General features: G+C 37.1%; 21 protein-coding genes and 1 tRNA gene. 18 read left to right on the top strand and 4 right to left on the bottom strand.

Annotation, left to right across the window (positions count from 1 at the left end; translation table 11 throughout):
• Positions 1 to 302: 302 nt before the first annotated feature.
• The 3 genes from BLW74_RS21975 to mce form a co-directional block, all read right to left on the bottom strand.
• On the bottom strand, positions 303 to 1,526 hold the full coding sequence (locus BLW74_RS21975; RefSeq protein WP_089697037.1) for a site-specific integrase: 1,224 nt from the start codon (positions 1,524 to 1,526) through the stop codon (positions 303 to 305).
• Positions 1,527 to 1,706: 180 nt separating this feature from the next.
• Positions 1,707 to 1,780, bottom strand: a tRNA-Ile gene (locus tag BLW74_RS21970).
• Between the two features lie 62 nt (positions 1,781 to 1,842).
• Positions 1,843 to 2,241 (bottom strand): methylmalonyl-CoA epimerase, encoded by a 399-nt coding sequence (mce, locus tag BLW74_RS21965; protein ID WP_089697035.1) that lies wholly within the window; start codon positions 2,239 to 2,241, stop codon positions 1,843 to 1,845.
• Between the two features lie 92 nt (positions 2,242 to 2,333).
• On the opposite strand from mce, the gene rbfA reads away from it, so the two are divergent.
• The 9 genes from rbfA (at position 2,334) to BLW74_RS21925 (ending at position 10,715) form a co-directional block, all read left to right on the top strand.
• Positions 2,334 to 2,693 carry a 30S ribosome-binding factor RbfA gene (gene rbfA / locus BLW74_RS21960; RefSeq protein ID WP_089697032.1) on the top strand — a complete coding sequence of 120 codons (360 nt, stop codon included), beginning with the start codon at positions 2,334 to 2,336 and terminating at the stop codon, positions 2,691 to 2,693.
• Positions 2,694 to 2,696: 3 nt separating this feature from the next.
• Positions 2,697 to 3,902 carry an ABC transporter permease gene (locus tag BLW74_RS21955; protein WP_089697029.1) on the top strand — a complete coding sequence of 402 codons (1,206 nt, stop codon included), beginning with the start codon at positions 2,697 to 2,699 and terminating at the stop codon, positions 3,900 to 3,902.
• Between the two features lie 80 nt (positions 3,903 to 3,982).
• Complete coding sequence (locus BLW74_RS21950; protein ID WP_089697026.1) at positions 3,983 to 5,782, top strand: endonuclease; 1,800 nt, start codon at positions 3,983 to 3,985, stop codon at positions 5,780 to 5,782.
• 63 nt (positions 5,783 to 5,845) lie between these two features.
• The gene (locus tag BLW74_RS21945) at positions 5,846 to 6,583 is read left to right on the top strand and encodes a shikimate dehydrogenase family protein (protein ID WP_089697023.1); all 738 of its coding nucleotides are present in this window, start codon (positions 5,846 to 5,848) and stop codon (positions 6,581 to 6,583) included.
• Positions 6,584 to 6,657: 74 nt separating this feature from the next.
• A complete protein-coding gene (locus BLW74_RS21940; protein ID WP_089697020.1) occupies positions 6,658 to 8,460 on the top strand; it encodes a DUF349 domain-containing protein in 1,803 nt (600 codons plus the stop codon).
• A 64-nt stretch (positions 8,461 to 8,524) separates the two neighbouring features.
• Positions 8,525 to 9,550, top strand: a complete 1,026-nt coding sequence (ribD, locus tag BLW74_RS21935) for a bifunctional diaminohydroxyphosphoribosylaminopyrimidine deaminase/5-amino-6-(5-phosphoribosylamino)uracil reductase RibD (protein WP_089697019.1) — start codon at positions 8,525 to 8,527, stop codon at positions 9,548 to 9,550.
• A 65-nt stretch (positions 9,551 to 9,615) separates the two neighbouring features.
• The gene (locus BLW74_RS22275; RefSeq protein WP_139265778.1) at positions 9,616 to 9,780 is read left to right on the top strand and encodes a bacteriocin-like protein; all 165 of its coding nucleotides are present in this window, start codon (positions 9,616 to 9,618) and stop codon (positions 9,778 to 9,780) included.
• A gap of 28 nt (positions 9,781 to 9,808) precedes the next feature.
• Positions 9,809 to 9,991 (top strand): bacteriocin-like protein, encoded by a 183-nt coding sequence (locus BLW74_RS21930; RefSeq protein WP_089697015.1) that lies wholly within the window; start codon positions 9,809 to 9,811, stop codon positions 9,989 to 9,991.
• A gap of 118 nt (positions 9,992 to 10,109) precedes the next feature.
• Positions 10,110 to 10,715: an IMPACT family protein gene (locus tag BLW74_RS21925; protein WP_089697012.1), complete on the top strand. Its 606-nt coding sequence runs from the start codon at positions 10,110 to 10,112 to the stop codon at positions 10,713 to 10,715.
• On the opposite strand, the gene BLW74_RS21920 is transcribed toward BLW74_RS21925, so the two are convergent.
• On the bottom strand, positions 10,712 to 11,422 hold the full coding sequence (locus BLW74_RS21920) for a zinc metallopeptidase (protein ID WP_185097845.1): 711 nt from the start codon (positions 11,420 to 11,422) through the stop codon (positions 10,712 to 10,714). The genes BLW74_RS21925 and BLW74_RS21920 overlap by 4 nt on opposite strands.
• Positions 11,423 to 11,526: 104 nt before the next feature.
• Here BLW74_RS21920 and BLW74_RS21915 point away from each other — a divergent pair, with 104 nt between their 5' ends.
• From BLW74_RS21915 to BLW74_RS21880, 9 genes are all read left to right on the top strand, one after another.
• Positions 11,527 to 12,657 (top strand): GNAT family N-acetyltransferase, encoded by a 1,131-nt coding sequence (locus BLW74_RS21915; protein WP_089697009.1) that lies wholly within the window; start codon positions 11,527 to 11,529, stop codon positions 12,655 to 12,657.
• Positions 12,658 to 12,715: 58 nt separating this feature from the next.
• Positions 12,716 to 12,892 (top strand): hypothetical protein, encoded by a 177-nt coding sequence (locus tag BLW74_RS22590; RefSeq protein WP_167358489.1) that lies wholly within the window; start codon positions 12,716 to 12,718, stop codon positions 12,890 to 12,892.
• A 272-nt stretch (positions 12,893 to 13,164) separates the two neighbouring features.
• Entirely contained in the window at positions 13,165 to 13,536 is a 372-nt protein-coding gene (locus BLW74_RS21910; RefSeq protein WP_002983537.1) for an NADH-quinone oxidoreductase subunit A, read from the top strand.
• Positions 13,537 to 13,632: 96 nt separating this feature from the next.
• On the top strand, positions 13,633 to 14,193 hold the full coding sequence (locus BLW74_RS21905; protein ID WP_002983540.1) for an NADH-quinone oxidoreductase subunit B: 561 nt from the start codon (positions 13,633 to 13,635) through the stop codon (positions 14,191 to 14,193).
• A 5-nt stretch (positions 14,194 to 14,198) separates the two neighbouring features.
• Entirely contained in the window at positions 14,199 to 14,693 is a 495-nt protein-coding gene (locus BLW74_RS21900) for an NADH-quinone oxidoreductase subunit C (protein ID WP_089697006.1), read from the top strand.
• Between the two features lie 74 nt (positions 14,694 to 14,767).
• Positions 14,768 to 15,991 carry an NADH dehydrogenase (quinone) subunit D gene (nuoD, locus tag BLW74_RS21895; RefSeq protein WP_089697003.1) on the top strand — a complete coding sequence of 408 codons (1,224 nt, stop codon included), beginning with the start codon at positions 14,768 to 14,770 and terminating at the stop codon, positions 15,989 to 15,991.
• 106 nt (positions 15,992 to 16,097) lie between these two features.
• Positions 16,098 to 16,607 carry an NADH-quinone oxidoreductase subunit NuoE family protein gene (locus tag BLW74_RS21890; protein WP_076597192.1) on the top strand — a complete coding sequence of 170 codons (510 nt, stop codon included), beginning with the start codon at positions 16,098 to 16,100 and terminating at the stop codon, positions 16,605 to 16,607.
• A 76-nt stretch (positions 16,608 to 16,683) separates the two neighbouring features.
• Positions 16,684 to 18,042, top strand: a complete 1,359-nt coding sequence (gene nuoF, locus BLW74_RS21885; RefSeq protein ID WP_089697000.1) for an NADH-quinone oxidoreductase subunit NuoF — start codon at positions 16,684 to 16,686, stop codon at positions 18,040 to 18,042.
• A gap of 5 nt (positions 18,043 to 18,047) precedes the next feature.
• Positions 18,048 to 18,923 carry a hypothetical protein gene (locus tag BLW74_RS21880; protein WP_089696997.1) on the top strand — a complete coding sequence of 292 codons (876 nt, stop codon included), beginning with the start codon at positions 18,048 to 18,050 and terminating at the stop codon, positions 18,921 to 18,923.
• The last annotated feature ends 13 nt before the right edge of the window (positions 18,924 to 18,936 follow it).

Raw genomic sequence — 18,936 nt, 5'->3', positions numbered from 1 at the left:
TTTGATGATCTTTTGTTGTGTTGTCATAATACTTAATCTGTTTTTAAAGTTATTCAATTTGATTGTAACTGTCAGATTAAGTATTGACTAATTCATATAAGACTTATATCACTAGTCTATCTATATGGAAAACATCCCCCTCCTCATAAGTGTTTTTTGGGTGATCCCCCTTGTTAGTTTTCGTTTCTAAATTAACAAAGTATCAAAACTCACAAGACCTGCTGGCTTATTTTCAATACAATAAAACCTTTCTTCTTTCTAAGAAAGGTTTATCTTATAGATTAAAATCAACTAAAAACACATTAATTCCAAACACTATTTAGCTTATCAACAGAATCATTATCAGCAAACTTCACATAATTTTGAAAAACAGCAAAATCCTCATGCCCCGTAATTTGCATAATTTCAAGAGGCTGTAAGCCTCTATTTAAACAACCAATAATAAAATACCTTCTACCATAGTGAAAAGTAATCCAATCATATAAAGGCTTTATAATTGAAATCACATCCCCTTTATAATTTTTCTCATTGATTAGAACTTCACTATTTATTTCTGCCTTTATAAGGATTTTTGTTAGATGCTTATTACTTGTCTGGTTTGTATAACCTTTTCCAACACCATAAAGGTCATTAAATTCCTTTATATAAGAAACTGCTTTATCTGACATTGCAATTATATCTGGTCTGTTTTTCTTAGTATTTTTAAAATGATATTTGCCAGCCTTTATATTCTTATAATTTATGTCCAAAACATCCGAATGCCTTAAACCTGTAAGACAGCTGATACAAAATAACCTCCTAGTAATATCTAAATGATTATCATTACTAAGGTCAAGGTTAAATACTTTCTCAAAATCAGCTTCTACAAAATCTACAAATTGTCCTTTTTCATGCTCTCTATCCAATTTTTCAAAAATTTTATTGGTATGGTAATTTCTATCATACATGAACTTTAAAAAGGCTTTAATATTTTTGATTTGCTTTGACCTTGTGTTAGTCCTTTGCTTACAGGTCATTTTCAAATAATTCATAAAGCCATCAAAAAACCTAATATCTAAATCATCAAATAACAAGTTTTTTTTACTAATAGCAACTGAATAAGCTTTCAGATGATTTCTGAGTGTTGTATATGCCTTAACTGTCCCTTCTTTAAGATTTGATTTTCGTATTTCTAAAAATTTTTCAAATGCTTTATCAACAGTTAAATCAGTTTCAGAGTTTTCAAATTTCCCAGCTAGATAAGTCCTAACCTCATCAAAAAATTTGGCTGCCTTCGATTTATCATCCTCCACAAAACTCTTTGTGTACAAATCCAATATTTTAGATTCTATCGTATTGAGTATTTTATTAAAGTTTAATGCATTAGGGGCATTGGCTTTAATTCTCTGGCTGTTTTCATTCCAGTATTTAGGAGTAATTTTTAGGGTTGTGGAAAATTTTGGTCTTTTTCCATTCAGGCTGATTGTAACTAGAACTAATGAATCTTTTATTGATTTTGGCTCTTTTAGGTAAAAGTTAATTTTCATAGTATTTACGTTTAGGGGACACTTTAATTTACATTAGGGACACTAAAGGGGACACTATTTTATGAATATAATTGAACAATCCTGAAAGTAAATATACAAAAAAATCCTCGTATTACTTATGAATACAAGGATTTTACGTTTAACTGTGTTCAGTTGATTTTAACTGTTTTCAGTTGTTTGTGGTCCCACCTGGGCTCGAACCAGGGACCACCTGATTATGAGTCAGGTGCTCTAACCAACTGAGCTATAGGACCTCAAAACTTGGTTAAATTTTGTGTTTGCAAAAATAGTAAAATTTCTTTCACTACAAAATTTTTTATTGCTTTTCTTGGCAAAGTTCTACCAGCACGCCGTTTGTAGACTTTGGATGAAGGAATACAACTAATTTGTTATCAGCACCTTCTTTCGGTTCTTCGGAGATAAACTGAAATCCTTCTTTTTTTAATCTTTCTACTTCTTGCAGGATATCTTCAACCCCAAATGCCAGATGATGGATGCCTTCCCCTTTTTTATCAATGAATTTTGAGATCGGGCTTTCAGGATTACTGGCTTCCAGGAGCTCAATTTTGCTTTCACCTGTCTCATAAAAGGAAGTGACAACTCCTTCCCTTTCTACGCTTTCTTTTTTATAGGATTCTTTTCCTAATAATTTGGCAAAAAGTTCATCAGAAACTCCCAGAGACTTTACAGCAATACCAATATGTTCTAGTTTCATAAGGATAAAAGATATAATTAAATCGTAAATTTGATACTACAGTTGATTTTCAAAGTATCAATTCAAACAAAAGTACTAAATTTGCAGAAATTATGGAAAGTAACAGACAAAGAAAAGTAGCACAGATCATTCAGGAAGACTTCGCAGAGCTATTCCGCAAACAGGCTGCAGAAAGCAAACAGAGCATATTGGTATCTGTTTCAGATGTAAAGGTAACTGCTGACTTAGGAATTGCTAAGATTTATTTAAGCATTTTCCCACAGGAATTCCGTACCGCCGTGATGAAGGAAATTGAAGAAAATAAACCTCAGTACAGAAATTTCATCGGCCAGAAGATGGCAAAACAGGTGCGTATTATTCCACAGCTCAACTTTTATCTGGATACTGCTCTTGATGATGTTGAAAAACTGGAAAGAGAGTTAAGAGGTGAAGGCGATAATCCTGTTTTATAGATCTTGAAGAATATTGCATTTTACATAGCATCCAGATACCTTTTGGCTAAAAAAGGCAGTACTGCTGTTACGTTCATTACGTGGCTGGCTGTAGGTGCCATGACGGTTGCTGTGGCTGCAATGTTCGTAATTATTTCTGTATTTTCAGGGCTTGAAGACCTGAATAAAGATCTTATTTCCAATCTTCACGCAGATCTTACTTTAAAAAGTACTTCCGGAAAAACCATTAAAAATCTGGACAACGTTAATAAAGTACTGACCAGTAATAAAGAAATCAGCAGTTTCTCCCGTGTCATCGAAGAAAAAGTATACATCAGCTTTAATGGAAAAGGTGATATTGCTTATTTAAGAGGTGTTGATTCTGCTTACATCAAGGTAAATCCAATCAATAAAGAAGTATTTTACGGAACCTATCCAAGTTTCAAATATTCTAATGAGGTATTGATGGAAAATAGCCTGGACAACAGACTTTCTATTCCTGTGGATTCATCCAATCATTATGCAACGGTCTTTATGCCGAAACCAGGAACCGGAATCATCAATAAAGAAGAAGATATTTACAATAAAAAAGACATTCTGGTAACGGGTGTTTTCCCGGGAAAAGATCAGCTGGACAGCTATATCATCTCTCCTATTGAACTTACTGAGGAACTGCTTAATCTACCTAAAAAATCAGCTTATCAGATTGTTGTTAAATTAAAAAATCCTGAGAATGCAGATGCTGTAAAACAAAGTCTGATTTCTTCTCTGGGAAAAAACATAGAGATCAAAACCAAGGAAGAAGAAAATGCTGCTTTCTGGAAAATGATCAATACTGAAAAACTATTCATTTATCTTATTTTTGCGCTGGTCATTTTCATTACCACCTTTAATCTCGCCGGAGCCATTATTATTCTCCAGCTTGATAAAAAGGAGCAGGCAAAATCTCTGATATCACTCGGCTTTCCTTTAAGCCATTTAAGAATGACCTATTTCTACACCGGAATACTGATTGTTATTTCCGGAGTTATTACCGGCTTGATTCTGGGAACTGCACTTTGCTATTTCCAGCTTTATACAGAATTTTTCAGAGCCAATGAAACACTGCCGTTCCCGGTAAAAATTGTAGGAAAAAATTACTTTATTGTAGCCCTTACAGCCTCTCTTTTCGGATTTACGATTTCATGGTTCTTTTCAAAAATCAGTAAGGAATATATTACTAAAAACTAATATTTTAAGTTTATATATTACATTAAATTAATATTCTTCGTTTTCATTTTTTTGTACCTTTACGCCCCAATTTTAAATAAATGAAACGAATTCTATCTTTTTTTCTGTTAAGCTTTGTATTTATCAATGTACTGGCTCAAATTCCAGCCGGATATTATAATGCAGCAGCAGGCCTGAATGGCGCATCTCTTAAAACCGCCCTTAAGACTATTATTACCACAGGGCATGCTACCAATATCACTTATAATGACGTATGGAGCGCCTATCAGACCACTGACCGTGATTATGATTATGATAATGACGGTACCATTCTGGATATGTACTCAGAAACACCTGTAGGACCAGATCAATATAATTTCATATACGGGCCCACAGATCAGTGCGGTTCTAACGGTTACTCTAATGAAGGAGACTGCTACAACAGAGAACACGTTGTTCCTCAAAGTTTATTCAATGAAGGTTTACCGATGAAATCAGATGTTCACTTTATCAGAGCTACTGACGGAAAGGTAAACAATGAGAGAGGAAATTTGCCTTATGGAAAAGTAGGCGTCTATAATTACTTATCAAAAAACGGATCCAAAAGAGGGAATTCTGTGTCTCCCGGATACTCGGGAGTCGTTTTTGAACCTATTGATGAGTTTAAAGGAGATATCGCGAGAATGATTTTTTATTTTGTAACAAGATATGAAAGCCAGCTTTCGGGATTCTCTACAGGGAATATGCTTGCGCAAAACACATATCCAAGCCTTCAGGATTGGGAATTGAATCAGCTTTTACAATGGCATACGCAAGATCCTGTATCAGCTTCGGAAATCAGAAGAAACAATGCTACCTATGCATTTCAGGGGAACAGAAATCCCTATATAGATCATCCTGAATATGTCAATATGGTTTGGGGAACTCCGGTAATAGATACGCAGGCTCCAACAGTTCCTACAAATTTAATTGCCAACAACCCAACTTCCAGTTCCATTGCAGTAAGCTGGACAGCTTCAACGGATAACGTGGGAGTAACTTCATATGAAGTGTATGCGAACGGAGCGCTTAAAGCTACTGTTTCAGGAACAACAACTTCTACAGTTGTATCCGGATTATCTCCATTGACTCAGTATACATTCTATGTAATTGCTAAAGACGCAGCAGGAAATTCTTCCCCGCAAAGTACAACGGCTACAGAAACTACTCTGGACGGACCTGCAGGAGGCGGAAGCTGTGGAACAGAAGATTTCAGCACAATACAGGATGGCTCAGCGCTAGCATCTCAATACGCAACAAGAACATGGACAAACAACAATATAACATGGACCGCTACACTGGCAAGAACTGACGAAACAATCAGCGGTAAGGCAGTTTGTACTCAAAAAGGTACATTAACGAGTTCAGTTGTTTCAGGAGGTGTGCAAACATTAACCTTAACAACTCAAAGAAAGTACACCGGAAGTAACGGTACTTTAAATGTCTTAGTAAATGATGTTTTGGTAGGAACCATCCCTTACAGTCCTACTGTTACAACAACCACTATCACTGTAGGAGTAGCCGGAAATGCCGTTATTAAAATTGTAAATCCAAACAATGACAGAGTTGCGATGGATGACCTTACCTGGACATGTGCTGCTTCATTGGCAACAGCTGAAACTAAAAAAGATCAGTCAGAATTCATCATCTACCCTAACCCGGTAAGAAATAATGAACTTTTTGTAAAAGGAGAAAACCTGAGTAAAGTTTCAAAAGCTGATATTTATGATCTTTCCGGAAAACTGATTGAAACAATAGCCAATCCTTTCAGAAATTCCAACAAGATCAACCTTAAAGGCCTGGTAAAAGGAACTTACATCCTGAAAACAGATCATTTCTCTTCTAAATTTATTGTAGATTAATTATTAAAAAATATTTCAAATCAAAGGCCGGATTTTTCCGGTCTTTTTTTTTATTTTTGATCTATGGATTCCAATAAAAAATTAGGATTGATAGGACGAAATATTTCTTATTCTTTTTCTAAAAAATTTTTCGAGAATAAGTTTCAGAAGCTTATGCTGAAAAATTTCTCTTACGATATTTTTGATCTTAAAGAAATCAATGAAGTGGAAAACCTTTTTGCTTCTCCTGAACTTTTAGGCTTCAACGTAACCATTCCTTACAAAGAAAAAATAATTGATTATCTTGATGAACTGAGCGATGAAGCAGAAAAAATAGGTGCTGTAAACTGTGTTCTTATTCAGAATGGTAAGAAAACGGGGTATAATACTGATGCCTTTGGATTTGAAAAAACTTTACTTTTGCACAAAACTCCTGCACAGGATAAAGCGTTGATTGTAGGAAACGGCGGGGCTGCAAAAGCAGTAAAATATGCGCTAGACAAACACAATATTCCCTCAGTAACTGTGTCAAGAAGCACAGAAATCAATTTTGAAAACCTAAGTAAAGAAACGGTTGCAGAACATAAAATAATCATTCAATGTACACCGGTAGGCACTTTCCCGAATGTGAAAGACTGCCTCGAGTTCCCTTTTGACGGACTTTCTTCTGCGCATCTGGTTATTGACCTGATTTACAATCCCAACTATACCCAATTTATCCTCAACGCCTCCGAAAAAGGAGCAAAAACCGTCAATGGGTATTATATGCTTGAACAGCAAGCAGAAAAAGCTTGGGAAATTTGGAATTTTCAAAAAAAATAACATAAATTAGTACTTTAATTGGCCTTAAAGCTATATTTAAAGGATATTAACGCCACTCACATAAAAGATTTGCTATGACTACAGAAAACAATCTTTCTGAAAACGAAGAAAAGAAAATTCCTAACGAAGTATCTCAGGATCCATCAGAAAACGCCGTTTCTCATGATGCAAACCAACATGAAGAGGATGCTGAGCACCTGGAAGAACATGAAGAGGAAGAAATTTCCCTTACGGATGCGTTGAAGGAAATGGAAAAAATCATCAACACTCCCAATGCCGGCGAGAATTTCAAAAGATTCAATCTGCTGAAAGAAAAAGCAAGTCATTACATCCATGATGAAGTGGAAGACAAAAAGCATGAATATGTAGAAGCAGGTAATCCTGCCGAAAACTTCAGCTACGAGCATCCTTCCCAGGCTAAATATTCTGCACTGGTCAACATTTTCAGAGAAAAGCATGACGACTTCCAGAAAGGACAGGAAGAAGAGCAGAAGAAAAATCTTGAGCACCGTCAAAATATCATTGAAAGACTTAAAAACCTATACACAAGCTCCGAGCCGGGCATCAATCTCTTTAAATCCATCCGAGAAATAAAAGAAGAGTGGTCAAAAGCAGGACAGGTTGCAAAATCTGAATTCAAGATTCTCAACAATAACTATTTCCATCACCTGAATCAGTTTTATCAGATGCTGGATCTGAACAAAGAATTTCTGGAGCAGGAATACAGCCATAATCTCGAGAAAAGAGAACATATCATCGCCCGTGCTAAAGAACTTGAAAACGAACCCGTGATTCAGAAGGCTTTGAACGAGCTTCAGTATCTTCATAAACTGTGGAAAGAAGAAGCTGAGCCTGTAGCAGAAGAATTCCGTGAGAAAACATGGGAAGAATTTAAAGAAATTTCAAACAAAATTCACGAAAGAAAATCTGAACTTTCTGCTTCTATTGAAAAAGAGCAAAGTGAAAATCTTGAAAAGAAAAATCAGATCATAGCAGAAATCAGGAAACTTTCTGAGCCTGCAGAAACTCCGAATCATAACTATTGGCAAAACGCCATCAAAAGAGTTGAAGATCTGCGTTCAGAATTCTTAAAAACCGGAAGTGTACCCAGAAAACTATCCAATCAAAACTGGAATGAATTCAAAACTACACTGAGAGGTTTCAATACAACGAAGAATAACTATTACAAATCTTTGAAAGGATCCCAGCAGGCCAATCTTGAAGAAAAACTCAAGCTGATTCAGACTGCACAGGATAATATGAACAATGAAGAATGGGACATTGCCGTTCCGTTATTCAAGAAGCTGCAGGAAGACTGGAAAAAAATAGGACACGTTCCTAAGAGCATGACCAATAAAATCTGGGATGAATTCCGTGATGCCTGCAATGCGTTTTTCAACAATTACAGAGAGAAAAGCAACACTTCTACAGACAACTGGAAAGAAAACTATAAGAACAAGAAAGCACTTCTTGATGAACTGAAAGAAGTTTCCAATGAAGACGGAAGCATCGAAAAAATTGAGCAGATCAAAACTTCATGGAATAACATCGGTAAAGTTCCGAGAGATAAAATTTCAATCAACTCTGAGTTCAACAGAACTTTGAGAGAAAAATTAAAAATCAATAAAATCAATGAACTTGAACTGAAAGAAGAAGGCTTATCTGAAAATCAGCTTACTGATAAAGCGAGAAAGATCAAAAATCAAATCTCCGATCTTGAAGCAGAAATTGTAAAACTGGAAAACAACCTTTCTTTCTTCAACAAACCATCAAGAGAAAATCCTCTTTTAAGAGATACTTACAACACTATTGATGAGAAAAAAGCTCATCTGGAAACCTTAAAACAAAATCTCCACAATATTATCAGCGGAGAATAATACATAACACAATAAATAAAGGCGGAGCAAAGCAATTTGTCTTCGCTTTTTCTTTTTATACAATATGAACAACGACGAACTTTATATTCAAAGATGTATTGAGCTGGCTCAGAAAGCCCTTGGCCATACCTATCCTAACCCTCTTGTAGGAAGTGTGATTGTACACAATGGAGAGATCATTGGTGAAGGATACCATCATAAAGCAGGAGAAAACCATGCAGAAATCAATGCTATCAATTCCGTAAAGAATAAAGACCTTATTCCGGAATCAACAATTTATGTATCTCTGGAACCCTGTGCCCACTATGGAAAAACACCGCCTTGCGCTTTAAAAATTAAAGAGCTTGGATTTAAAAAAGTAGTGATTGGCGCTATGGATTCCCATGATAAAGTGAATGGCAAAGGAAAGAAAATCATTCAGGAGGCAGGAATTGAAGCCATTTCAGGAGTTCTTGAAAAAGAATGTATTGAATTGAACAAAAGATTTTTCACCTATCATGAAAAGAAAAGGCCTTATATTATTTTAAAATGGGCAGAATCCGGTGACGGCTTTCTGGATAAAGATTTTAAACCAACCGCTGTTTCCAATTCATTAGTGAATCAGTTTGTCCATCAGTTAAGAGCTGACGAACATGCTATTTTAGTAGGAACTCAAACCGCTTTACATGACAACCCAAGTCTTACGGTAAGAAATGCCGAAGGCGTAAATCCTGTAAGAATTCTAATTGATTTTGATTTAAAAGTTCCTTCTGACTTTAATATTTATAATGCAGAAGCAAAAACTTTGGTTTTAAACTCCGTGAAAGAATGTATCGAAGGACATATTCAATTTATTAAAATCGATAAAAATAACTTCCTGCCCGAGTTGATGGAGGCCTTATACAAAGAACAGATTCAGTCTGTCATTATTGAAGGCGGCCGTTTTACACTGCAGCAATTCATCAATGCTAATCTTTGGGATGAAGCCATGATTATTAAAAATGAAAATCTGAAATTTGAAAACGGCACAAAAGCCCCGGAATTCAATCATACAGCTTTGAAAACCGAAACATTCAGAGATAACACGATTTCATTTTTTAAAGTAAAATAAACACAATTTATCACCAACAAATGAAATAATTTCATTACATTAGTTTTACAAAAAAAATTAATACTATGAAAAATCTAAAGAAAGTTTCCAAAAAGGAACTGAAGACCATTCAGGGAGGTATTGCCCCCGAATGTTGTTCTTATTATCCCCCATCGCTACAGAACTGCTGTGCCACTCCTTCGAGTATGAGCTGTCCACCACCGTGGGCAGACGGAACATTCCCATGCTAATATTACTAATCCAAAAAAAGATATTATTATGAGAAATTTGAAAAAAGTATCCAGAGCCAATATGAAAACCATTAAAGGCGGTGTTTTTGTAACTTGTACGCTGCCTAATGGAGAGCCTACAAGATGCAGAGACAAATGTCCTCAGGATTTCTGCGGTCCAACCAGCTACATGTGCCTGATTCCAATGGATTTGTGTGGAGATGGAATGTAAAAAGTCTGTTTTCACATCAAAAAATAGATAAGCCGTCAAATTTTGACGGCTTAATTTATGATCATGGTGCAGAATCCTAAAGCATTTAATATTTTTGCATAAACAAAGCAGGAATTCAATGACGTTTGCATACAAAAGCATAGAAAAACCCATAGAAAATACTCTCTTAAAGGAAAAAGGAAGCAAGTTCATAGGCTTTGCCTTCCCGGTAACCAATGAAAAAGAGCTAAAAAATGCACTGGAAAAAATCAGGGAAGAACATCCTAAGGCTACACACCACTGCTACGCTTTCAGAATGGGATTAAACGGCGAAAATTACCGTGCCAATGATGACGGCGAACCTTCAGGAAGTGCGGGACTACCTATTTACAATCAGCTGCTGGCCAATGAGATCACCAATATTCTTGTTATTGTTGTACGGTATTACGGAGGAACCAAATTGGGCGTTTCCGGGCTGGTAAAGGCCTATAAAGAATCCGCCAAAATCACACTGGAAGAAGCCCATATCATAACCAGAGAACTGGAAACTGAAGTGGAAATTCAGTTTAACTTCAATCAGCAGAACACAATATTTACGCTTCTTTCAAAATTTGATGCTAAAGTTTTAAATTTTGATGCTCAAGAAAATTGCATTCTGAAAGCCTCTCTGAAGCTGGCCCAAAAAGAAAGCATCTCAGAAAAACTTTCCGAGATGCAATATGTTTCATTTGAATTTAATGATTAATCCCTTCTTCCACCAAGAAGCAGAGAACCCCAGTACAGAAGCTGCGCCAGAGAACCTAAGGCTGCCACTACATATGTTCTTGCGGCCCACTTTAAGCTATCCTGTACACCGACAAATTCTTCTGCAGTAACCGTTCCGGTATCTTTAAGCCATTTCATTGCTCTGTTACTTGCATCATATTCTACAGGAAGCGTTACAAAAGCAAATAGCGTTGTTACCGCAAACATTGCTACTCCTATGGCAAGAACAGTTGTATTTCCATTCGGATTTTCAATTGTTCTTGATGCAGCCATCACTGCGATACCTGCAATAAGGACAAACTGCATCAGATTAGAACTTATATTAACGATAGGCACTAATTTTGAACGTAAATTCAACATAGAATATCCTACCGCATGTTGTACAGCGTGCCCGCATTCGTGAGCTGCAACTGCCGCTGCCGCTGCATTTCTCTGCATATAAACCCCTTCAGAAAGGTTGACTGTTTTATCTGCCGGATTGTAGTGGTCCGTCAACTGCCCGGGAACTGATATTACCTGAACATCATTAATCCCGTTATCTCTCAACATCTTTTCCGCTACTTCTTTCCCCGAAAGCCCGTTTCGAAGGTGTACATTGGAATAATATTCAAATTTAGATTTCAATCTGGAGGAAACCCACCAGCTCACCAGCATCGAAATACCAATAATGATATAATAACCCACCATTTTTAATAAATTTTGTGTTTAATTTCACCCATAATCATGTAAAAACTGTGCCAAAGTATAAGATAATATTATTTATATTTGTTCTCTAATTTCTCTCAAAAAACATGTCTACAATTTCAATTATTGAAGTAAAAACTGCGGATCAGCTCAAGCAATTCGTAAAGTTTCCCATGGATTTGTACAAAAACAATCCTTACTATGTTCCGTCTTTTATCAATGACGAAATTAACATTTGGAATGCTGATGAAAATCCTGCGCTTCAATATTCGGAAGCAAAGCAGTATATGGCCTATAAGAACGATAAGATTGCGGGACGGATTGCGGTTCTTATCAACCACAAAGAAGAGAGAGAGTTAGGAATTAAAAAGGTACGTTTCGGATGGATAGACTTTATTGATGATGCTGAAGTTTCAAAAGCACTTATTCAAAAGGCGGTTGATTATGCCCGAGAAAAAAATATAGATAAGATTGAAGGGCCAATGGGTTTTACGAATCTTGATAAAGCAGGAATGCTGGTAAAAGGTTTTGATCAGCTGGCAACCATGATCGGCATTTACAACCATAATTACTATCCTAAACACCTTGAAAATCTGGGTTTAGTCAAAGAAAAGGAATGGGTAGAGTTTGAAATCATCTTTCCTGAAACCTTACCTGAAAAGATCCATAAATTCAATCAGCTTATTTCAGAAAAGTACAAGCTGAAAGTATTGAAATTCAAGACAAAAGAAGAAATCATTCAGTATGTGGATCCCATGTTTGATCTTCTGGACGAGACTTACAAGCATCTTTCCACCTACACTCCTATTTCTGATGAGCAGCGTAAAACATACAAAGAAAAATATTTTAAGCTCATTGATAAGGATTTCATTGTGTGTATTGCTGATGAAAACAACCATCTTGTATCTTTTGCCATTACCATGCCTTCGTATTCCAAAGCTTTGCAAAAGTCTGGCGGAAAACTGTTTCCATTTGGCTGGTGGCACTTCCTGCAGGCCGGAAAGAAAAATGACAGGGCAAATTTCTATCTGATCGGAATTCATCCGGATTATCAGAGAAGAGGAGTAACTTCTATTATTTTTAAAGAAATCTGGGATATCTTCAGAAAAAAAGGCGTAAAATATCTTGAAACCAATCCCGAATTGGAGGAGAACAAAAGTATTCAGCTATTGTGGCAGGATTACAATCCGGTTAATCACAAAAGAAGAAGGACCTATTCTATGGAGGTAAACAGATAGTAGTGCGCTTCCATCCTGATAAGAGGAATACCGCAACTTTAACGCTAAATTGAATTTCATGAAACCACAACTCATCATATTTGCTGTTTTAATCGCTGGATTTATCAGTTATAATCTCTTTTTTCAGTCGCAGGATGACAGAATGAATACTATCATCAACATTGCATTTGCCAGTATTCTTTTTGGCTATATCTCATTTATGGCATATACCCTGCTGAAAAAAATGAAGAAATAAGTAAGAAAAACCTCGGTTTGCTCGTCTTCCGGCAGCCAAAACCTTTTCTCCATAAAGAAATCATAAACACCCTTTGTAACTTTAACGGGTGTTATTGTCTGTACTCACTACAAAAAATGGTGAAAAACACGCTAAAAAAATAATAATAAAAAGCTAATTTTTATTGATTCTAAATTACCGATTTAACTCATTTTCACCCTACTTTTAAGCTGATAAATTTCATGCTTTCTTGTTTATTCGCTAAATTTGCAAATTGAGATAATAATGCAAAAATGAATTTACCTGAAAGTTATATTCCAATCCTTATCCAGGCTGGTGTAGCAGTAGGATTTGTAGCTGTTTCTTTGCTTGGTGCACATTTTCTGGGCCCACAGCAGAAAAAAGGAAACTCTGTAAAAAACCAAAGCTGGGAATGTGGAGTTCCTGTAGAAGGAAATGCCAGAACGCCGTTTTCTATCAAGTACTTCCTGACTGCGGTATTGTTCGTCCTATTCGATATTGAAATCGTATTCTTTTATCCTTACGCTGTAAACTTCAGAGAATTTGGTATGGAAGGATTCCTTGCCGTACTTACATTCGTTGCGATATTCTTTATGGCATTTTTCTATGTCTGGAAACGTGGCGCGCTGGATTGGGATAAATAAATTTTAACATTAAAAGATTGAACAATTTAATCGTTAAAATGAACCCAATGATTGAATTACTAAATGCTTTGATCTTTAAACATTTAACAAAAGAAAATGTCAGATAAAAAACCAGTAATAAGAACAGATGCACCTGCTCCCGAAGGATATGAAGGAGAAGGGTTTTTCGCAACAAAACTGAGCAGTGTAATCGGGATGGCAAGAAAGTTTTCACTTTGGCCGTTACCATTTGCTACCTCTTGTTGTGGTATTGAGTTTATGGCTACCCTGAACCCAACATATGATGCTTCAAGATTTGGTATGGAAAGAAACTCTTTCTCTCCAAGACAGGCAGATATGCTGATGGTTTGCGGAACTATATCGAAAAAATTGGGACCTGTCCTGAAAGAAGTGTACACCCAGATGGCTGAGCCGAAGTGGGTGGTAGCAGTTGGAGCCTGTGCTTCCAGCGGTGGTATTTTTGATACGTATTCTGTGCTTCAGGGAATTGATAAAATTATTCCGGTAGACGTGTATGTTCCCGGATGCCCTCCAAGACCTGAGCAGATCATTGAAGGTGTTATGCAGGTACAGGCTCTTGCAGAAAGCGAAAGCATCAGGCGAAGAGACATGCCTGAGTATCAGAAATTATTAGATTCTTACAACATAAGCAACTAACGGAAATGACAAACGAATTTGTATTAGAAGCAATCACAAGAGAATTTCCGGAATCTGTCATTTCAAGCTCAGAACCTTATGGAATGCTGACCATTGAAGTGAAGAAAGATGATATTAAGAAAATCATTCACTACCTTAAAGATTCATCACTGGAAATCAATTTCCTTACTGATGTCTGCGGAATTCATTATCCTGAATTCCCGGAAAAGGAAATTGGAGTTGTTTATCATTTACACAATATGATGACAAATTTCAGATTACGTCTGAAAATCTTCATGTCCAGAGAAAATATTGAGGTGGATTCTCTTACAGATCTGTATGCAGGAGCCAACTGGATGGAAAGAGAAACATATGATTTCTATGGGATTAAATTTAAAGGACACCCGGATCTGAGACCTATTTTGAATATGGAAGACCTGGGATACCACCCAATGTTGAAGGAATATCGACTTGAAGACGGTACAAGGACCGACAAGAACGATAGTATGTTCGGAAGATAAAAAATAATGCATAAGCAGTAAGCAGCAAGCAATAAGCTTAAAGCCTAGAGCCTATAGCCTAAAGCATTTAAATTATGAAAGATAACTCATTATCTAATATACTAAACCAGTACGAAAGTAAGGAACAGATTGACGGACAGTTATACACCCTGAATCTGGGACCTACCCACCCTGCTACCCACGGGATTTTCCAGAATATCTTAACGATGGACGGAGAGAGAATTCTTCATGCAGAGCAAACAGTAGGATATATCCACAGAGCATTTGAGAAGATTTCTGAAAGAAGAAACTATTCTCAGATCACTACCCTTACAGACCGTATGAATTACTGTTCTGCTCCTATTAATAACTTAGGATGGCACATGACAGTAGAAAAACTGATTGGCGTAGAAGTTCCAAAACGTGTAGACTATATGCGTGTTATCCTGATGGAGCTTGCAAGAATCGGTGACCACCTGATCTGTAACGGGGTAACCGGGATGGACTCAGGAGCTATTACAGGTCTTACTTACATGTTCATCGAAAGAGAACGTATTTACGATATGTATGAGCAGATCTGCGGAGCCAGAATGACAACCAATATGGGAAGAATCGGAGGATTTGAAAGAGACTTCACTCCTAAATTCCATGAGTTATTAAAAGACTTCCTGAAAACTTTCCCACCAAGATTCAAAGAATTCTGTACCCTATTAGAGAGAAACAGAATTTTCATGGACAGAACCATCGGTACAGGAGCAATTTCAGCAGAAAGAGCTTTAAGCTATGGTTTCACAGGTCCTAACTTACGTGCAGCAGGAGTAGATTACGATGTAAGAGTTGCACAGCCTTATTCTTCATACCAGGATTTCGACTTCATTATTCCGGTTGGAACTTCAGGAGATACCTACGACCGTTTCATGGTTCGTCAGCAGGAAATCTGGGAATCAATCAAAATTATCAAACAAGCATACGAAAATCTTCCGGAAGGTCCGTTCCATGCGGATGTCCCTGATTTCTATCTTCCCGAAAAGGCAGATGTATATCAGAAAATGGAAGCACTGATCTACCATTTCAAAATCGTAATGGGAGAAACAGATGTACCTAAAGGAGAAGTTTATCACGCTGTAGAAGGTGGAAACGGAGAATTAGGTTTCTATCTTGTGAGTGACGGAGGAAGAAGTCCTTACAGACTTCACTTCAGAAGACCATGTTTCATCTACTATCAGGCATATCCTGAAATGATTACAGGTTCTGTAATCTCAGACGCCATTGTAACGATGTGCAGCATGAATATCATTGCGGGAGAATTAGACGCATAAGAAAGAAGAGGTCAGACATCAGATTTCAGATGTTAGACTCTTCGCTTTATACATAAATTTAAAAATCTGATGTCTACAATCTGACATCTGAAATCTTAGATAAAAAATGAGCGAAACAATAGCTTTTAAACCGGAAAGTTTAGCACAGGTACACAAAATTATCGCAAGATACCCTGAAGGAAGACAAAAATCTGCTCTTCTGCCTGTACTTCACCTGGCACAGAAAGAATTCGGAGGATGGTTGGATGTTCCTGTGATGGATTATGTTGCCGGACTATTAAGTATCCAACCTATTGAGGTATACGAAGTAGCTACTTTCTATACCATGTTTAATATGAAGCCGGTAGGTAAATATGTATTGGAAGTTTGCAGAACAGGACCTTGTATGGTATGTGGAAGCGAAAAAATCCTGAACCATATCAGAACCAAGCTGAACATTAAAGACGGAGAAACTACGGAAGACGGTATGTTCACATTAAAGCCTGCAGAATGTCTTGGAGCGTGCGGATATGCACCCATGATGCAGCTTGGAAAATTCTTTCATGAAAATTTAACGATAGAAAAAGTAGATGAAATCCTTGATCTTTGCAGACAGGGACAAGTTGCTTTAGACTAAATAAATTTTAACAAATTAAAATAGCATAAGTTAGAAGCCAAAAGCCAATAGCTGACTGCTAAAAGCATAATATACAATGAGTAAAAAACTTTTACTTAAAGACGCACATATAGAAGGTATTCGCTACTTTGAGACTTACCGTAAACAGGGAGGTTACACAGCTGCTGAAAAAGCCTTGAAAATGACTCCTGACGAAATTCTTGAAGAAGTAAAAGCTTCAGGACTGAGAGGTCGTGGTGGAGCTGGATTCCCAACAGGAATGAAATGGAGCTTTCTGGCCAAGCCGGAAGGAGTTCCAAGACACCTTGTTGTGAATGCGGATGAATCTGAGCCCGGAACATTCAAGGACAGATATCTGATGGAGTTCCTTCCTCATTTATTGATCGAAGGAATGCTGATTTCTTCTTACTGTTTAGGTTCCAATACTTCTTATATCTACATCCGTGGAGAATATTCATGGATTCCGGATATTCTTGAAGAAGCTATTGAAGAAGCTAAAGCAGCAGGATTTTTAGGTAAAAATATTTTAGGAACAGGTTTCGATCTTGAAATCTATGTACAGAGAGGTGGTGGAGCATACATCTGCGGTGAAGAAACTGCATTGCTGGAATCCCTTGAAGGAAAAAGAGGTAACCCAAGATTAAAACCACCATTCCCGGCTGTAAAAGGTCTATGGGAAAGACCAACGGTAGTTAATAACGTTGAATCTATTGCTGCGGTAGTTCCAATCATTGATATTACAGGTGCTGAGTATGCTAAAATCGGAGTGGGAAGATCTACAGGTACAAAACTGATTTCTGCCTGTGGAAACATCAACAAACCGGGTGTATACGAAATCGATATGACAATCACTGTAGAGGAATTCATCTATTCTGATGAATATTGCGGCGGTATTAAAGATGGTAAAAAATTAAAGGCTTGTATTCCTGGAGGAAGTTCTGTTCCGATTGTTCCTGCCAATTTATTGCTGAGAACAGTGAACGGAGAGCCAAGATATATGAACTATGAATCATTGGCTGATGGTGGTTTTGCTACCGGAACCATGATGGGTTCAGGAGGTTTCATCGTTCTGGATGAAGACCAGTGTATTGTAGAACATACCATGACTTTGGCAAGGTTCTACAACCACGAAAGTTGCGGACAATGTACACCTTGCCGTGAAGGAACAGGATGGATGTACAAGATTTTAAAGAAAATCGAGAAAGGAGAAGGAAAAATGGAAGATATTGATTTGCTTTGGGATATCCAGAGAAAAATCGAAGGAAACACGATTTGTCCGTTGGGTGATGCCGCAGCTTGGCCGGTTGCAGCAGCAATCCGTCACTTCAGAGATGAATTCGAGTGGCACGTGAAAAACCCAGAATTGTCTCAGACACAAAATTATGGATTGGCACATTATGCAGATCCTATTCCGGCTGTAGAAAAGAACGCATAGGTGAAATGAAAAAATTGTTGGTTGTCGGCTTAATGATGTCGAGTTTTGTTTTCGGACAAAATAAAGAAAAGGATTCTTTAATAGATAGAAGTTCAGATAAAGGAGCACTGGTTTCCAGAAAGAAGCCTGAACCTTTAAGCAAGAAAGGACAGATGTTCGTTTTCTTCGGATGGAACAGAGCAGCGTTCAGTAACTCTGATATCCGTTTCACAGGAAATGGTTACGACTTTCAGCTGAATAACGTATCTGCACAGGACAGACCTACCAAGTTTGGTATTGTTTATATCAATCCGGGATGGTTTACTGTGGTTCAGTACAATTTCAGAGCAGGATATTTTATTAAAGATAATTTAGCCCTTGTTTTGGGGATAGACCACATGAAATATGTGATGAATCAGAACCAGACAGTTAATTTTAAAGGCCATATTTCCGATCCTGAATATGCCGCAATGGTACAGAACGGACAGGTAAATCTGGCAGATGAGAAGTTCCTTACTTTTGAACATACAGACGGACTTAACTATGAAAACTTAGGTCTTGAAAGATATCAGAATCTTATCAACAAGAAAAACGTTGACCTGGTTTGGTCTTACGGAGCCGGTATCGGATTTATGTTTCCGAAAAGTAATGTAAAGCTTTTTGGTAATGAAAGAAGTGACCGTTTTCACGTAGCAGGTCTGGGAACCGACCTGAGAGCCAGTCTTAACCTGGTGCTTTGGGACCATGTGATGGTAAGATTAGAAGGAAAAGCGGGTTATATCAATATGTGGGATATCAAAACCACCTTGAATAATAAGCCGGACAAAGCCCAACAGGATTTCGTTTTCGGACAGGTCCTTGCAGGAATTGGATATACATTTAATACTAAGAAATATAAATAACAAAGCCTATTGC

The sequence above is a fragment of the Chryseobacterium culicis genome (assembly GCF_900108365.1).
GTDB lineage: Bacteria > Bacteroidota > Bacteroidia > Flavobacteriales > Weeksellaceae > Chryseobacterium > Chryseobacterium culicis.
Note: the sequence above shows the minus strand (reverse complement) of the source record. Positions and strands in the feature narration are given on the sequence as shown.

Coding starts and splice junctions, on each gene's coding strand:
- BLW74_RS21975 (WP_089697037.1), bottom strand. CDS start 1,526: ATGAAAATTAACTTTTACCTAAAAGAGCCAAAATCAATAAAAGATTCA.
- mce (WP_089697035.1), bottom strand. CDS start 2,241: ATGAAACTAGAACATATTGGTATTGCTGTAAAGTCTCTGGGAGTTTCT.
- rbfA (WP_089697032.1), top strand. CDS start 2,334: ATGGAAAGTAACAGACAAAGAAAAGTAGCACAGATCATTCAGGAAGAC.
- BLW74_RS21950 (WP_089697026.1), top strand. CDS start 3,983: ATGAAACGAATTCTATCTTTTTTTCTGTTAAGCTTTGTATTTATCAAT.
- BLW74_RS21945 (WP_089697023.1), top strand. CDS start 5,846: ATGGATTCCAATAAAAAATTAGGATTGATAGGACGAAATATTTCTTAT.
- BLW74_RS21940 (WP_089697020.1), top strand. CDS start 6,658: ATGACTACAGAAAACAATCTTTCTGAAAACGAAGAAAAGAAAATTCCT.
- ribD (WP_089697019.1), top strand. CDS start 8,525: ATGAACAACGACGAACTTTATATTCAAAGATGTATTGAGCTGGCTCAG.
- BLW74_RS22275 (WP_139265778.1), top strand. CDS start 9,616: ATGAAAAATCTAAAGAAAGTTTCCAAAAAGGAACTGAAGACCATTCAG.
- BLW74_RS21930 (WP_089697015.1), top strand. CDS start 9,809: ATGAGAAATTTGAAAAAAGTATCCAGAGCCAATATGAAAACCATTAAA.
- BLW74_RS21925 (WP_089697012.1), top strand. CDS start 10,110: ATGACGTTTGCATACAAAAGCATAGAAAAACCCATAGAAAATACTCTC.
- BLW74_RS21920 (WP_185097845.1), bottom strand. CDS start 11,422: ATGGTGGGTTATTATATCATTATTGGTATTTCGATGCTGGTGAGCTGG.
- BLW74_RS21915 (WP_089697009.1), top strand. CDS start 11,527: ATGTCTACAATTTCAATTATTGAAGTAAAAACTGCGGATCAGCTCAAG.
- BLW74_RS22590 (WP_167358489.1), top strand. CDS start 12,716: ATGAAACCACAACTCATCATATTTGCTGTTTTAATCGCTGGATTTATC.
- BLW74_RS21910 (WP_002983537.1), top strand. CDS start 13,165: ATGAATTTACCTGAAAGTTATATTCCAATCCTTATCCAGGCTGGTGTA.
- BLW74_RS21905 (WP_002983540.1), top strand. CDS start 13,633: ATGTCAGATAAAAAACCAGTAATAAGAACAGATGCACCTGCTCCCGAA.
- BLW74_RS21900 (WP_089697006.1), top strand. CDS start 14,199: ATGACAAACGAATTTGTATTAGAAGCAATCACAAGAGAATTTCCGGAA.
- nuoD (WP_089697003.1), top strand. CDS start 14,768: ATGAAAGATAACTCATTATCTAATATACTAAACCAGTACGAAAGTAAG.
- BLW74_RS21890 (WP_076597192.1), top strand. CDS start 16,098: ATGAGCGAAACAATAGCTTTTAAACCGGAAAGTTTAGCACAGGTACAC.
- nuoF (WP_089697000.1), top strand. CDS start 16,684: ATGAGTAAAAAACTTTTACTTAAAGACGCACATATAGAAGGTATTCGC.
- BLW74_RS21880 (WP_089696997.1), top strand. CDS start 18,048: ATGAAAAAATTGTTGGTTGTCGGCTTAATGATGTCGAGTTTTGTTTTC.